This is a genomic window from Lysinibacillus sp. NPDC093216, from assembly GCF_050280325.1.
Classification (GTDB): domain Bacteria; phylum Bacillota; class Bacilli; order Bacillales_A; family Planococcaceae; genus Lysinibacillus.
Window position 1 is genome coordinate 130,437 of the sequence record NZ_JBNNVB010000003.1, and the last position, 14,527, is coordinate 144,963.

The window sequence follows — 14,527 nt, forward strand, 5'->3', positions numbered from 1 at the left end:
TTACTCAAATAATGGCAATACCTTTTCTCCGAAAATTTCCGCTTCCTCTTTATGAGGGAAGCCTGATAAAATAAAGTGCCTTACGCCGATATCAATATACGCTTGCAACCCTGCTTTTACTTGCTCCGGTGTACCAACAATGGCGGTTCCTGCACCTTTTCGAATTTTCCCGATACCTGCCCAACTGTATTGATCAAATCGCTCGTTTTCAGCAGTAAGGACATTCATTCTTTTTTGAGCCACTGAATCTACCGTTTCATAATATCGATTAAGATTCGATTGTACAGGGTTTTCAATTTTACTAATAATGTTATAAGCAGCATCCCAAGCCTCTTGTTCTGTATCCCGTACAACTATATGAATTCGAATACCGTACTCTAATTGACGATTATACTTTTTAGCTCGTCTTTCAACATCTTGAATTTGTTCCTGAATGCTCGCAATTGGCTCCCCCCATTGCAAATAAACATCTGCAGCTTTAGCAGCTATTTCCTTAGCCACATCGGAAGAACCTCCAAAATAAATAGGAATACCTTTTTCTTGATAGAGAGTAGGAATCAACTTTCCTTCAGTTACATTAAAAAACTCGCCATCATGATGAAACGATTCTCCTCGCCATGTTTCTTTCACTACAGTTAAAAATTCATCTGTACGTTCATAGCGTTGTTGGTGTGATAAATAGTCACCGTCTTGTGCTAGCTCTTTTTCTGAACCGCCCGTTACAACATTGACCAACACTCTCCCCTTCGAAAATCGATCTAAAGTTGCTGCCATTTTAGATGCAACTGTCGGTGAAACAAAGCCGGGTCTAAATGCAATTAACGGTTTTATATGCTTTGTCTGATGAATGATCGCAGACCCTACAAGCCAAGAATCTAAATAAGGAATACCTGTTGGAATCAAAATCCCTTCAAATCCTGCTTTTTCTGCCGTTTGAGCTACATCTACTAAATACTCAAAGGTCGGCTCTCTTTCAGGTTGCTTTAACCCTAAATACCTTCCGTCTCCATTTGTAGGAGCAAACCAATAAAAATGTGGTTTCATAGTTCTCTCTCCTTACCTAATTAAATTCTTCCACTAGCTTTAACAATCGATCCTTTTCACTGTAATTTTGATATTGCGCTGCAAAGGTACGAACAGGATCACCTGAATAAAAACGTTCATATAATTCGTGACGCGCTCCAAGTTGACTACCTATTAAATCCCAAGCTAGTTTAATAAATTTGGTTCTTGCAAATGCACTTGTATGTGTACCTCCATAATACGACTGTATCTTGTCGCCTATTGGCCCATTGATTTCTTCAATAGTAGACGGCACTTGCAGTAATCCGCTTGCTCCAATTTGCTGTAATATTTCCAAAGCACGTGGATAATAACGTGTACCTAAATTTCGGGCAGTCGTTAAAAATCGTTGTTTAGGTAGATAAATTCCATTGTGTTCGATAGCTTCATATTCAGCCGCATTTAATAAGCCCTTTATAGTTTCTAACTGTATGATTAACTCACTCAACTTCTCTTTTACATGTAAAAACTCCGTCGCTCCAGCTGTTTCCGCTAGTTCGTTGCCAATTGAGACGACCGATTCTAATTTACTAATCAGGCGTACAACCGTTTGATGCTGACTTAACAAGGATGATGCCGTTTCTATTCGTAACTTCCAAGCTAATTCAGGATCTTCTGCTACCAACACCCTTTCCCAAGGGATTAGAACATTATCAAAAATTAAGACAGCATCCATTTCATCAAAACGAGAGCTTAAAGGATGGTTGTTTGTATCAGTTGAAGCAAACGATTCTCGACATACCATATGTAGCCCTTGAGCTGAGGTTGGAACATAAAATACATTTGCCATTAGTGCTTCCTCTAACCCTCGCTTATGATAAGAGGTTATGAGCAGTTCATCTACATATGGTGCTGCTGTAGCAATTGTTTTGGCACCACTCACAAAAATGCCTTCTTCATTTTTAGTAACTACACGTAATTTCCCGTGCTCTATCTCTTCAGCAGATTTTGAACGGTTTTTTTGCGGGTCATGTGCAGCTACCGTTGATAATAAATCTAAATCACGCGACTCTTCGTATAGTTTTTCAAGCTTTGTTGCAATGCCCGGTGTCAAAACATCTAATTGTTGTCTACTTGCATACCAACCTACTAACTGCGAACGAGAATATTCGGATAAACGGCTCATTACGCCAAATGTTTCATCTACCCAGCATTTATAAGCTAAACTTTTCCTTTTCAAATCATTGATTGATGTTGGAACTAAAAAAGATAAATGGGCATTTGTACCTTTTTCCGTTTCATACGTTAAAATCGATTTTGTCGGCTCCACTGTTTGTAAATTTAATAAATGCTGTATTGTTTGAACAGTCCCTTTAAAGGCGTTATGGTTTTCTAAATTATTAACAATCTCCCCATCTAACCAAACTGTTCGCCCATTATTCAACCTCTGCAAATACGGAATCGGCGTATTCATCTTCGTTTACCTCCCCTTCAATCAAATTACTCAAAAAATGATTTAGCTTATTTTTCAAATAGGACTTATCATAAGTTTCATACTGCAATGCATAAACGCGAATTGGATCCCCTGTATAAAACCGTTCGTATAAATCATGACGTGAGCCGAGTTGACTACCAATAAGCTCCCACCCAATTCTAAATAACTTTTCTTTTGTTTGTGCATCCACCTTTGCCCCTTTATAGTATTTAGAAAATAACGGGTATAGCTCATGATTTTCTGGGATCGGAGATGACGATAATTGAATAAAGCCTCCTGCTCCAATCTGCTTTAAAATATCTAGAGCACGGCCATAGAAATGGGTACCTAAATTTCTTGCTGTTTGGAGTGGCGTAATATTAGGTAAATAAACTTTCTGCTCATTTAGATGCCCTTCTTTTTCAGATGAAATTAATAAAGCTTCAATACTATCAATTTGTGTATAAAGCTCCCCTATTTTTTCTTGAACATGTAGAAAGTAATCTGCACCAATTGATTGAGCTATTGCTGTTGTAACTCCAGCAATAAATTCTAATTTTGATAGTAAACGAACCACCGTTTGATGCTGTGCTAGCGCATCGATTTGCTGATGCTGATGAGCTTTCAACACGCCCTCAGGTGAACCTTTAATAAGCACCCTATCCCACGGAATTAAAACATCGTCAAATAATAAAACAGCGTCCATTTCATCGAATCTTGAACTTAATTTATGATGTTCTTTATTTGAAGCAAATGATTCTCGACAAACAATTTGTAGTCCAGGTAAGTTTAATGGCACAATAAACATATTTGCTTGTGCTATTTGATTTGATGATAATTTTTGCGGAGAGGTAACAATGACATCATGTGCATACGGAGCACCAGTTGCAATCATTTTAGCCCCTCGTACAACTACCCCCTCCTCGGTCTCCCGTATAATACGTAATAATGCATCTTCACCTTGCTCTTCTGCTAGTTTCGAACGATCAATTTGAGGATCCAAAATTGCAGTAGTCACAATTCGCCGTTCATCTCTAGCTAACTCATAATATTTCGTTATTTTTTCAACAAATTCAACATCATATTGCGCAAACTGATGACGATCCAAATAGTATCCGGTAATTAGAGAATTAGCATAATCTGATAAACGACTCATCACTCCATAGGTTTTATTCGACCATAGAGCAAATGCTTTTTTACGCTTTATTAAATCCTCATAGCTACGTGGAATATAAAATGCACTATGAACAAATCGATTACTTTTCGGACTTTTAAAGCCTGCAATGCTTTGATTCTTCTCATCATCTAGAAGTGCTATTAAATTTGTGATAGTTTCTAATGTTCCCGTAAAGGCAGGATGAGTTGTTACGTCCACTTTTACTCCGTCCAGCCACACACTTCTTCCATCTTTCAAACTTCCACTAAAGGACATTTATTTCTCCAACTCCTTTTCATGAACACAAAAAACTCCCACCAAATCTCCTTCGCAAATCTTCGCTTAAGACATCAATGAGAGCTCCATTTTTATGGTCACTATGAATATTTTTTTAGGCAAAAAACAAAATCGGAGCTTTTAGTTCTAAAACTAAAGCTCCGATTTTTTCAGTCGCCACATTATATAAATTAATTTACATATTAAACCAAACAAAACCAATAAGTCAAGTATACTTTTAAAATTAATTGATCAATTTACCGCGGCTAAATTGCGTCCGCCGCATTCATCTCACCACCTATAGAAGTGGGAGACTTCTGTTACCTGTCTCTTCGCTTTCGCTACCAAAACACTTACTGAAAGAAGTTAAAAACTTATTGATTTATAAAAAAGCGTTTGCTATAATCCTACTAATCCAATTGGTATTAAAATAATTACTGACCGGAATCACCGGAGGCGTGTAAACAATTGTCGTTTACGCGTTTTTTTATTGCTTATATCTAGTAGTCAGTGTCAATATTACTTTTTTAGATAATGGAGGATAAAAAAAATGAAACAATTTCTTTTCCTTTTAAGTACTATGCTATTGATATCAGTGTTAGCAGCTTGTAATTCAAACGGGACTGCACAAGATACATCAAATAAAACAATTAAAATAGGTTTTACACCCGGTCCATACAGCGACCAATTTCAACTTGGCATTGCACCGATACTAAAAGAAAAAGGATACACAATTGAAACAATTGAATTCAGTAATATTATCCAGCCTAATATCGCTTTAGGTGATGGCTCAATTGATGCTAATATTTTTCAACACACAGCCTATTTGGAAAACTTTAAAAAAGAGAAGCATTTAGATTTGACAGAAATACTTAAAGTTCCTACTGCACCAATGGGGGTCTATTCAGATCGTTTTGATTCTATCGACAGTTTAGAAAAAAATAAAGAATATACAGTAGCAATTCCTAATGATCCAGCTAATATTGCACGTGCTCTACGAATCTTAGACGATCTTGGATGGATTGAACTAAAAGAAGGTTATTCACCCACTACAGTGAGTAAACAAGATATCACTAAATATGTATACACTATTGATTTCGTCGAAATGGAGCAAGCACAATTGCCACGTTCACTGTCTGACGTAGATTTTGCACTTGTAAATGGTAACTTTATTTTGTCATCTGGAAGAAAACTATCATCGAACTTAGCATTAGAGAACCCAACTTTCGAATACCAAAACCTATTAGCAGTTCGCACTGAGGATAAAGATAAAAAATTTGTAAAGGATTTAATTGAAGCATATCATTCTGCAGATTTTCAGAAATTTATTGAATCCAATAAAGACTACGAAGGATTTCATCGACCAGATTATTTTAAAAACTAATTCTTTATGAAATTAAAAAGATGACGTGCTTTTAAATAAAAGCACGTCACCTATAATTTTGAAAATTTTATTTTACTAATTGCATGGCTGGACCAAAGAATTCATAATGAATTTTTTCGTCTTTCACGCCAATCTCATGTAAATTTTTAATGACCGCTTCCATAAAGCCAGCAGGTCCACATACGTAAACATCTGCATTGTTGGCTACTTTTTCAGCTAAAAATTCTTTTGTTATTTTCTTATCTTCATCCGAATATAACGCTGTATATGTTGCATTTGGAAGCACATTTACTTTCTTTTGAATGTCATCGCTAAATGCTACAACTTTTTCATTGCGCGCACATTGAATAAAGCTCACTTCATTTGCCGCATCATCTTTTAGTGATTGCAGCATACTGTTTAATGGTGTTACCCCGATACCACCGCTTACAAATGTAATTGGAGCAGAAGTTTCTTCTAAAACAAATAGTCCTGCTGGAGCACTTACATCCACTAAATCTCCGACTTCTAATACGTCGTGAATAAAGTTAGATACTTTACCATTTGGCGTATGATCGCTTTCACGTTTTACAGAAATACGATAGCCGTCTTCTGTACTTGCTTGTGAAAGTGTATATTGACGGTTCATTAAATACTCTTCACCTGGTACTTTCACACGAATACTGATATATTGACCTGGCTCATAAGCTGGTAGAGGGGAACCATCTTCATTTTCAAAGTAGATAGATGTAACAAGATCACTTTCTACTACTTTTTTCGCTACTTTCAACGGTTTAAATAAGCGCCATCCGCCATTACCCTCAGCTTTTTGATATAGCTCTTCTTCTACTTGAATGAAGATATCTGCAATGACGCCATATGCTTCAGCCCATGCATTAATGATATCATCTGTTGCTGCATCACCAAGCACTTCTTTAATCGCTTTTAGTAAGTTTTCTCCTACTATTGGATAATGCTCAGGTAAAATTCCTAGACTACGGTGTTTATGAGCAATTAACATCACCGCTGGTAAAATAGCTTCTAAATTTTCAATATGAACTGCCGCAGCATAAACTGTGTTTGCTAATGCTGTTTGCTGACGACCTTTTTCTTGATTTGTATGGTTAAAAATATTTAATAATTCTGGATGAGCTTGGAACAAATTTTTATAAAATGTTTTAGTAATTTCCACTCCGTGAACTTCTAATACAGGAACTGTTGCTTTAATAATTTGTACTGTTTCTTGTTTTAACATATCGCTTACCACCCTTTCGTGATTACAATATAACGCTCTCACTTTTTAAAAGCAATATATGAAATACATCTTTAACAAAATGGACATAATTAATGTATTTTAAATACATCTTTAAAAAAGTATTGAATTTATAATACTTCAAGGTAAAAATGCTATAATTATTTTGAACTATAGAAAGTAGGGTGTTCTTATGCGCTTAACTTTATACACAGATTATTCCCTCCGAACACTCATATATTTGGGTGCGAAGGAAGATGGCCAATTATCAACTATCCAAGAAATTTCAGATGCTTATAATATATCGAAAAACCATTTAATGAAGGTGACACACCAACTTGGATTATTGGGCTATATTGAAACGATTCGAGGGCGTGGCGGAGGAATTCGCCTAGCAATTGATCCAAAGACCATTACAATTGGTGAAATAGTACGTCATACAGAAGAGGATTTTCATCTTGTCGAATGCTTTGACAAAGAAAATAATCTATGTAAAATTGCTCCGGAATGCCAGCTAAAAGGCGTATTATACGAAGCATTACAGGCCTATTTAACCGTCTTAGATCGCTATACTCTAGATGACTTTTTACATTCAAAAGAAAAGTTGATGGCACTGTTGCTTGGCGATTAAAAATACCCGCACAACTCAAGTTGGACGGGTATTTCTTTATGTCTAAAATATTTTACAATGCCTTTGAAAAGAAAATCATATCTAGTGCACGAATGCCATTTTCATAGATTGGCTCTGGGTAATTACTGAAAAAATCTTTTTCAATGGCTTCCATACGAAAACCTGCTTTTTGATAGAAGGCAATATTATCAATACTAGAATTTGCAGTACCAACTATTATCGTTTGATATCCTTGTGATTGACAAATGGTTGTTATTTGTCGCAGTGCTTCTTTCCCAAGTCCTTTACCTTGATACTTCGGTACAATCGCTATATTTTTCAACTCAACTGTTGAATCAGACTGTTTAAGAAGTAACGCTACGCCCGCTAACTGCTCACCACATTTAATCTCGTATAATTCACCGTCATTTAAATATTCTCGAACAGCGACTTCACTTTCATCAGCTAATAATAATTGTGGCAAATAGTCTTCCCTTACACCTTCCACTTTCTTTAAGGTTGTACGATATTGAACAAAATCTTCGCGCTCAAAAACATTTAAAACACACGGCTGCTTTTCTTTAATCTCTAGCCATGAATGCTCTTGCGGAAAATCATTCTCAACTCCTAATCGAATAAAAGACAACTTTTCCTGTGCCTTTTGTGAGCGTATATTGACCTTTCTAGCTCCTGCAAAAACACGCTTTAGCCCTAACTCAAAGAATGCAATATCTAAGATTGCAACTTTTGCTTGAAGATTATAGCCCTTTCCCCAAAACTCATGGCCCAGCCATGAGCCAATATGACAACTCTTTTTATTGTGATCAATAAACATTAACGCCGTCACACCAATCAGTTGCCCTTCCTCATCTAAGACAACACGAGGGACTGTCTTTCCAGCTTCTTCGTCCACACATTCACGTTTAATAAAATTAATCGTATCTTCCACTTTGCCAGCAGGTAACCCTAGTGCATCTCGAACCTGTGGCATAGAAGACAGTGCATGCATCGCTTCAGCATATTTTATATCGTGTCTCACTAAAGTTACTACCATATGCTATTCTCCTTTTAACATGATTAACAACGGACTGTGTAACATCCTCTACTAACATAATGAAGTTATTTCATCCATTTATTTATATATATTTCTTCTGAAAATCAATTATACGTTAGTTGCCAAGATACACCAAAACGATCCTGAATCCAGGCAAATTTCTTAGAAAATCCATAATTATTAAGTGGCATTAAAGCTTGTCCACCTTCTAAAATTTGAGCAACTAGACTGTCGATCTCTTCTTCAGACTCACATTCCATAAAAATAGAAGTTGACGGTGTAAATGTAAAGTTATGCTGTATTACACTATCATTCACCATCATTTTCAAACCTTTTAAATAAAGAACAGCCATCGCAACCTGTTGTGAGTTTTCCATGTAAGTTAAGCTTTCCACCTGTAATTCTGAAAACCACTGTTGATATTGCAGAATAGCTTCATTAGCTTGTCCCTGAAACATTAAAAATGTAGTGGCACTTTTCATTTATTTAACTCCCCTTCATATTTTGTAATCCATTGTGCTGGTGTCATTTTCGCAACAAGCTCACCTATTAATTCATACGGAATATTTTTAGTGCTTGTAAAACGAATACAGCTTTTCCCCATATTGAGTTTCGTCGGTACTCGTTTCGCATACTCCTCTTGGAACCACGAGAGTAACGCTTGATCTGTATAAATGCCCATATGATAAACTGCAATATGGCGTTTCTGTGCAGCAAGACTTATAAAGGGCAAGGGAGTATTCGGCGTGACATGATAGCCCTTCGGATAAGTAGTTAGTGGAACAACATAGCTTACCATGTCATAATACATGCTTTCTTCAAAACCCTCTGGTAAATTGCTTTCTACCACATCCACAAGTTTGGCAAAACTCTCCCGCCATTTTTCATCCACTTGCTCAATATATGAGTTCTTCATTCTCTGCCCTCTTTTCAACATAGTAGTGTGTGTTTTTATTAATTAGAAAACTCATTCCATAACATAGAATTGATTTCCGCTCCGACTAAATATTTAATCGCTCCGCTACATAATAAATCCTAATTGCTGTCTTATTTCACTAACTAGGCTAATCATAGGATTGCCAATTACAATGAATATAGCATCATTTATAGGAATCAATAAAGCCTCTATGTAATTTATGCTTTACCCTCCGCCTTTGCTTTTCGGTATAATTCCTTTGTTTTGTAGCCTAATCTAATAATTTCGCGCATCTCCTCTAAACGTGCTACTTGCGTCTCTTCCTTTTTTGCACTATAGATATATCGGGCCCAGTCCTTTTGATAACCCGGTGTTAATCCATCATAAAATATTAAATCACCCGGATTTTCCGCAAGTGAATCACACAATTGAGGAATCATACCTTCATAGTCACTAACGCACTGACTACTCGCTGTCTTCTTCTTGCCGCGTCCCTTGCCATCTCTCTTTATACTTACTATAGAAAATGTCTCATCTAATGACATAAGACTTGCAAATTTATAATCACTGCCAACAATGTATTTTTCCTCGTCCACTTGAATTGCTGGGAAGATTTCATCGCGGTGGATAAACTGATCATACTTCTTATTACCTTTTTTCGGATAAACAAAAAATAAATAACCTTGTTCCTTAAGAGTGTTTAACTTTAGTACATTTTGTAAATACGTTACCATTTCATCAATAGTAAACACAAAGGCAATTATTCGATCATGAGGTGCGTTCCCTGTTTGAGCTATTCCCTCTAATTGCATCTCCTCTGGTTGATTATGAATGGCAATGGATAGTCCATCCTTAATTTTAAATTTCTTTTGCATAGTTTTGACACCTCTTCTAATTATCAATACAATTTTCTCTTAGTTTTGATAGTATAGCTGATTTAGTGCCATTTTCGTACAAAAAAACGCTCGAATATTCTCGAGCGTTTAAGATTGAGATAAGCTATTTAATTTTTGTAGCCGTAACTATCCCTCTAATAATCGGAATGGCCATTACAATTAACACCGCTGGTAGAAACCACCAACCAAGACTCTCTGCCTCTCCAAGTGCAATACGTACCATTTGGAATGATATAGCTGTAAATATAATTAGACAAAGGTTTTTTATTTCATTCAATATTTTTCGGCTATTTAAATAAAATGCCTCTACATTACTTTCATTTAAGCGTGCTGGGTAATTATGAATATGCGGAATTTTTTCAAGGAGCCCTAGTAATATCCACAGCAATATTCCGATAAACGGAAGGATGAGTAACTCTATTTTCGAACCCCACCGATTAACTTCTCCTGCACCATTAAAATGACCTGGAATCTTTTCGGGTAGTTGGCCCCACATTACAACAATATAAAGGATGGACAGTACAAATAGCCCGCCACCGATAAAGTCCCAAATCTTTTCATATTTTGTTTTCGGCAATTTCAAAATTGGCCTATACATCTTCCCACACCCTTGCTTGTTCCTTTATTCATTTTACGTTACTACAGTTCAATTAGTTTCAAATTTATGCAAATTGTCATAATTTTTGAGATTCATAGGTAACTATCCGCCTTTACTTACTGTAAAAAAGCGAATCATTCAACTTTTTTATCATTCTACCCGCGACTAATTACCTTATTACCCCTTTTACATATTGTAAAAATAATCACAATACTTTGTAAAATTCGTATAATCTGATATAAATGGTATATACATATTTCACTTTTTTGTAACATTTCTACTAAATTACTGAGAAAGGAAACAACAACTATGCGATTTACTATCTACAAGAAGTTAGTACTCGGTTTTTTTATTGTTATTTTAGTATTAGTTGGAACAATCGGATTAAATTTTAAACAGCTTAATGCAGTAAACAAAACATATCGTGTGTTACTCGAAGAACAAACAACTAAATCTATTAGTATTCAAGAGCTACGCACAATTGCTAAACAAGAAATTATAAATATCAGAGGTTATCTATTACTTGGTAACGAGCAAAATTTTCAAAGTAATACGGCTTCACGTGAAGAATTTAAAAAGAAATATGATGAATTAAAGGCTTCGTTCGATTCTCAAAAATCTATTGAGTTATTAGAGGCAATCAATAAAAGCGAGCAAGATGTCCAACAGTTCGCAGATCGAATGTTTTCATTAAAGGCTGCTGGAGAAACAGAGCAATACGAAAAGCTTGATAGTACACAAGGCCGCCTACTTATTAAACAATTCGATAACCGTGTGGCTAACCTTGCTAACTACCAAGATGAATATATAAAAGGGCAAATAGCTGCTACATCAAAAGAAATACAATCCATTAAATTCCAAATGATTATTCTTGGCGTTTTTGCCGTCGTCATTAGTCTGATAATTGCTATGGTCATGGGAAGCCTTATCTCCCGCCCTATCAAAGGTATGGCAAAAGCTGCGAAAAAGATCGCTGATGGCGATTTAACAGCTGAGCAAATTCACATTAAAAATCGTGATGAGGTAGGTGATTTAGCACTTGCCTTTAATCAAATGGCAACAAATTTAAAGGATCTTATTACAAATGTACGTCATAACACCGTGCAAGTAAGTGGTTCTGCTGCTGAATTAACTGCAAGCGCTGAACAAACAATCCAAGCGACAGAACAAATCACTTCCTCTATACAAGAAGTTGCAAGTGGCTCCGAGGCCCAAGGAAAAAATGCTACTGAAAGTTCAGCAGCTATGAAAACTATGACAAAAGGCATTCAACAATTGGCTGCGACGACAGCTGCCGTTTCAGAGCTTGCTATAGAAACAAATACTGAAGCTAATAACGGAAATGAATCGCTACACCGTGTTATTACACAGATGGACACAATTAATTCAGCGGTTTTAGAATCGGCTAGCGTCGTGAAAAATTTAGGAAATCATTCCATTGAAATCGGAAATATTATTAGTCTCATCACAGACATCGCTGAGCAAACAAATTTACTAGCATTGAATGCTGCAATTGAGGCAGCGCGTGCAGGGGATCATGGTCGCGGTTTTGCAGTAGTTGCGGATGAAGTAAAGAAGTTAGCGGAGCAATCTAAGCAATCTGCTGAACAAATTGCAAGTCTGATTTCAGATATACAACAGGATACAAACCGTGCCGTAACTGTTATGGATACTGGTACACAAGAGGTAAAAGTCGGTATGCAAGTTGTAAAAGTAGCTGAGGAAGGCTTCTCAAAAATCGTTGAACTGATCGAACAAGTATCCCACCAAATTCAAGAAGCAACAACAGTTTCAGAAGAAATGTCATCGAGTGCTGAGCAAATTTACGCATCCTTCGATGAAATTGCAACAATCGCACAGATGTCTTCTTCAAATCTACAAAATGTAGCTTCTGCTTCTGAGGAACAACTAGCGACTATTGAAGAAGTTGCCGCTTCTGCTGCCACACTATCAAACATGGCCGAGGAATTACAAACACAGGTTTCGCGTTTTAAGGTGGATTAAGGAATTTGGTAAAGTTTCTATAATAGCTAATTATCATAACGTGGGGTTGATTTCCGTTCCGACTAGGCGCTTTCCTGGGGGCGTCCGATGAGCCGCTTCGCTTCGCTGCAGGGTCTCGGGCCAACACGATGTTGGTCACGAAGGAGTCGCCTAACCTCCACTCCAATAACTTGAATACATTGCATGCATTTTAACAATATTATGCCTCGAAGCACCACGACTATAGTTAAACGTATGAGCTGTTTTCAAAGTATCTACCTGGTAAAATACAGAAAACCATTGATTCTATGAGTGCAAAGTCAGCTCATAAAACAAATATATTTATCCTTTTCTTTTTAAAAACCAAAATAGTATAGCTACTATGAAAAGAACAAATGGTGTGAGTCCAATATATTTAAAAGTATTTTCTGCTCCTAAAAAATAAAATGCTATAGGCAAAAATGAAATTGTACTAATCAGCATAAAAACCCAAGACTTTTTAAAAATACCTACTATTAACGTGACACCAGAAATGAAAAACGAGAGCTGCCAAAGGAACAAAATTGTGTTAGGATCTACCATATTACCTTCTCCTTTTTAACATCTTCCTATATGAGAACGGACTCTGATTATCCATAGATGGTATCTATCGATGACATTCATTGTATGTGTACTGGAGTCTTCGATCTATGAAGGATTCCCAATACAAGTAGCACAGGAATCTAATCAGTTAAAGCCTCTTCTTTGTACTTTTCATTTAGCACACTTAACATCTTAATTATTGCCGTCTCCTCACTTGATACTTGTAAAGATGCAATCTCACGTACTTTATGTTCACCTACACAAACGCTTTCTTTCGCCTTTGCAAACATGGACGCATCATTCGCATCATTACCAAACGCGACAAATTCACCTTCAGCGATACCTAGCTTCGTCAGACCACTCCATTTATCTATGCCGTTCGGGCTCATATCTACAATATTTTCGGATGTATGTTCATATAACGAGATTGGTAGTTTTTTTAGCTCACCTACTATTTCTTTGCGTTGCTCTCCAGGAAATAATACAACTTTCACTATAGCCTTCAAATCCTGCAATGACACGTTTTTCGCAAGCTTTAGCGGATCTAAATTTTGATAAATTGGATGTACCTCACTTCCTGTATATGCATAATCCCAATCACCGTCTATTAAATACGGCAATCGAAATGCTGAAATAATATTTTGAATCTCTTCTACAATTATTGCTTCAAATGCTGTTACTTCAATAATTTCTCCGTTCCGTGCAACAAATGCACCATTTCCCCCAACCATTGAAAATTTTCGCATTGTTTCAGGTAATACTGGTAGTAAATCACGAATCGGACGAGCTGATGCAAAAATGATTTCATGCCCGTTTTCGATGCAAGCTTCTAGAGCATTAGTAATTCCCTCACTTAATGGTTGGCCCTTAAAACAAATCGTACCGTCTAAATCAAATACAAATTTCATAGTCACGCCTTCTTTCTAAACTGTTAATTACCTCCTTATTATCTCATAAATATTTACATTGATTGTGAAAAATAATGATTATCCCCATAACATGGAGTTGATTCCCGTTCCGAGTGGGCACTCCGATGAGACAAAATTAAGAGTACTTTTTTATCATTATCAAACGATTGATCATTGCCTCAACATAACACAGAAAAAATATAATTTTTAGAATTTTATTGACAAATTAAAAATACCCAAGTATCATTGCTTTCAACAACACATTATTGTAGGCCAAGATTGGAAATAGTAGAAATGCAAGTGTACTTGTAGAGAGTCGGTGGTTGGTGCAAACCGATAGGCACACATTTTGAACTCGTCCATGAGCCACTCCCTGAACTTTAAGTAAGGGACGTCGGTTTCCTCCGTTAACGGGATAGACAGTGATGGCTGTCGATAAGGGGACTTTTTCTATAAA

14 protein-coding genes and 1 other annotated feature (1 of these 15 running past the window's edge) are annotated in these 14,527 nt (G+C 36.4%); of the genes, 3 read left to right on the forward strand and 11 right to left on the reverse strand.

What is annotated here, in order from left to right; all coding sequences use genetic code 11:
- Genes ACQKOG_RS05285 through ACQKOG_RS05295 form a run of 3 tightly spaced genes read right to left on the reverse strand, consistent with a single transcriptional unit; the run spans position 1 to position 3,908 of the window.
- The gene (locus tag ACQKOG_RS05285) at positions 1 to 1,044 is read right to left on the reverse strand and encodes an LLM class flavin-dependent oxidoreductase (RefSeq protein ID WP_427445425.1); all 1,044 of its coding nucleotides are present in this window, start codon (positions 1,042 to 1,044) and stop codon (positions 1 to 3) included.
- Between the two features lie 16 nt (positions 1,045 to 1,060).
- Positions 1,061 to 2,476 (reverse strand): 4-hydroxyphenylacetate 3-hydroxylase N-terminal domain-containing protein, encoded by a 1,416-nt coding sequence (locus ACQKOG_RS05290; RefSeq protein WP_370077076.1) that lies wholly within the window; start codon positions 2,474 to 2,476, stop codon positions 1,061 to 1,063.
- Positions 2,439 to 3,908, reverse strand: coding sequence for a 4-hydroxyphenylacetate 3-hydroxylase family protein (locus tag ACQKOG_RS05295; protein WP_370077078.1), 1,470 nt, complete (start codon positions 3,906 to 3,908; stop codon positions 2,439 to 2,441). The genes ACQKOG_RS05290 and ACQKOG_RS05295 overlap by 38 nt, the downstream gene beginning before the upstream one ends.
- Positions 3,909 to 4,458: 550 nt before the next feature.
- On the opposite strand from ACQKOG_RS05295, the gene ACQKOG_RS05300 reads away from it, so the two are divergent.
- Positions 4,459 to 5,292, forward strand: coding sequence for a MetQ/NlpA family ABC transporter substrate-binding protein (locus ACQKOG_RS05300; RefSeq protein WP_370077080.1), 834 nt, complete (start codon positions 4,459 to 4,461; stop codon positions 5,290 to 5,292).
- Between the two features lie 67 nt (positions 5,293 to 5,359).
- Here ACQKOG_RS05300 and hmpA read toward each other — a convergent pair whose 3' ends face one another.
- Positions 5,360 to 6,526, reverse strand: a complete 1,167-nt coding sequence (hmpA, locus tag ACQKOG_RS05305; RefSeq protein ID WP_370077082.1) for an NO-inducible flavohemoprotein — start codon at positions 6,524 to 6,526, stop codon at positions 5,360 to 5,362.
- 190 nt (positions 6,527 to 6,716) lie between these two features.
- On the opposite strand from hmpA, the gene ACQKOG_RS05310 reads away from it, so the two are divergent.
- The gene (locus tag ACQKOG_RS05310) at positions 6,717 to 7,154 is read left to right on the forward strand and encodes an Rrf2 family transcriptional regulator (protein ID WP_370077083.1); all 438 of its coding nucleotides are present in this window, start codon (positions 6,717 to 6,719) and stop codon (positions 7,152 to 7,154) included.
- Between the two features lie 52 nt (positions 7,155 to 7,206).
- Here the strand turns inward: ACQKOG_RS05310 and ACQKOG_RS05315 are convergent, their stop codons facing one another.
- The 5 genes from ACQKOG_RS05315 to ACQKOG_RS05335 form a co-directional block, all read right to left on the reverse strand.
- Positions 7,207 to 8,187: a GNAT family N-acetyltransferase gene (locus ACQKOG_RS05315; protein ID WP_427445431.1), complete on the reverse strand. Its 981-nt coding sequence runs from the start codon at positions 8,185 to 8,187 to the stop codon at positions 7,207 to 7,209.
- Positions 8,188 to 8,291: 104 nt separating this feature from the next.
- Positions 8,292 to 8,669, reverse strand: coding sequence for a VOC family protein (locus ACQKOG_RS05320; protein WP_427445433.1), 378 nt, complete (start codon positions 8,667 to 8,669; stop codon positions 8,292 to 8,294).
- Entirely contained in the window at positions 8,666 to 9,103 is a 438-nt protein-coding gene (locus tag ACQKOG_RS05325) for a DUF1801 domain-containing protein (RefSeq protein WP_427445436.1), read from the reverse strand. Before ACQKOG_RS05325 ends, ACQKOG_RS05320 begins: the two co-directional genes overlap by 4 nt.
- Before the next feature lie 218 nt (positions 9,104 to 9,321).
- Positions 9,322 to 9,978, reverse strand: a complete 657-nt coding sequence (locus tag ACQKOG_RS05330) for a YdeI/OmpD-associated family protein (protein ID WP_427445439.1) — start codon at positions 9,976 to 9,978, stop codon at positions 9,322 to 9,324.
- Between the two features lie 124 nt (positions 9,979 to 10,102).
- The gene (locus tag ACQKOG_RS05335; protein ID WP_427445442.1) at positions 10,103 to 10,597 is read right to left on the reverse strand and encodes a DUF1648 domain-containing protein; all 495 of its coding nucleotides are present in this window, start codon (positions 10,595 to 10,597) and stop codon (positions 10,103 to 10,105) included.
- Between the two features lie 309 nt (positions 10,598 to 10,906).
- Between ACQKOG_RS05335 and ACQKOG_RS05340 the strand changes: the two genes are divergently transcribed.
- The gene (locus ACQKOG_RS05340; RefSeq protein WP_427445445.1) at positions 10,907 to 12,601 is read left to right on the forward strand and encodes a methyl-accepting chemotaxis protein; all 1,695 of its coding nucleotides are present in this window, start codon (positions 10,907 to 10,909) and stop codon (positions 12,599 to 12,601) included.
- Between the two features lie 321 nt (positions 12,602 to 12,922).
- Here ACQKOG_RS05340 and ACQKOG_RS05345 read toward each other — a convergent pair whose 3' ends face one another.
- Positions 12,923 to 13,162: a hypothetical protein gene (locus tag ACQKOG_RS05345; RefSeq protein WP_370077096.1), complete on the reverse strand. Its 240-nt coding sequence runs from the start codon at positions 13,160 to 13,162 to the stop codon at positions 12,923 to 12,925.
- Positions 13,163 to 13,302: 140 nt separating this feature from the next.
- Entirely contained in the window at positions 13,303 to 14,070 is a 768-nt protein-coding gene (locus ACQKOG_RS05350; protein WP_370077098.1) for an HAD-IIB family hydrolase, read from the reverse strand.
- A gap of 266 nt (positions 14,071 to 14,336) precedes the next feature.
- Positions 14,337 to 14,527, forward strand: a binding site (T-box leader) (it continues 47 nt past the right edge of the window).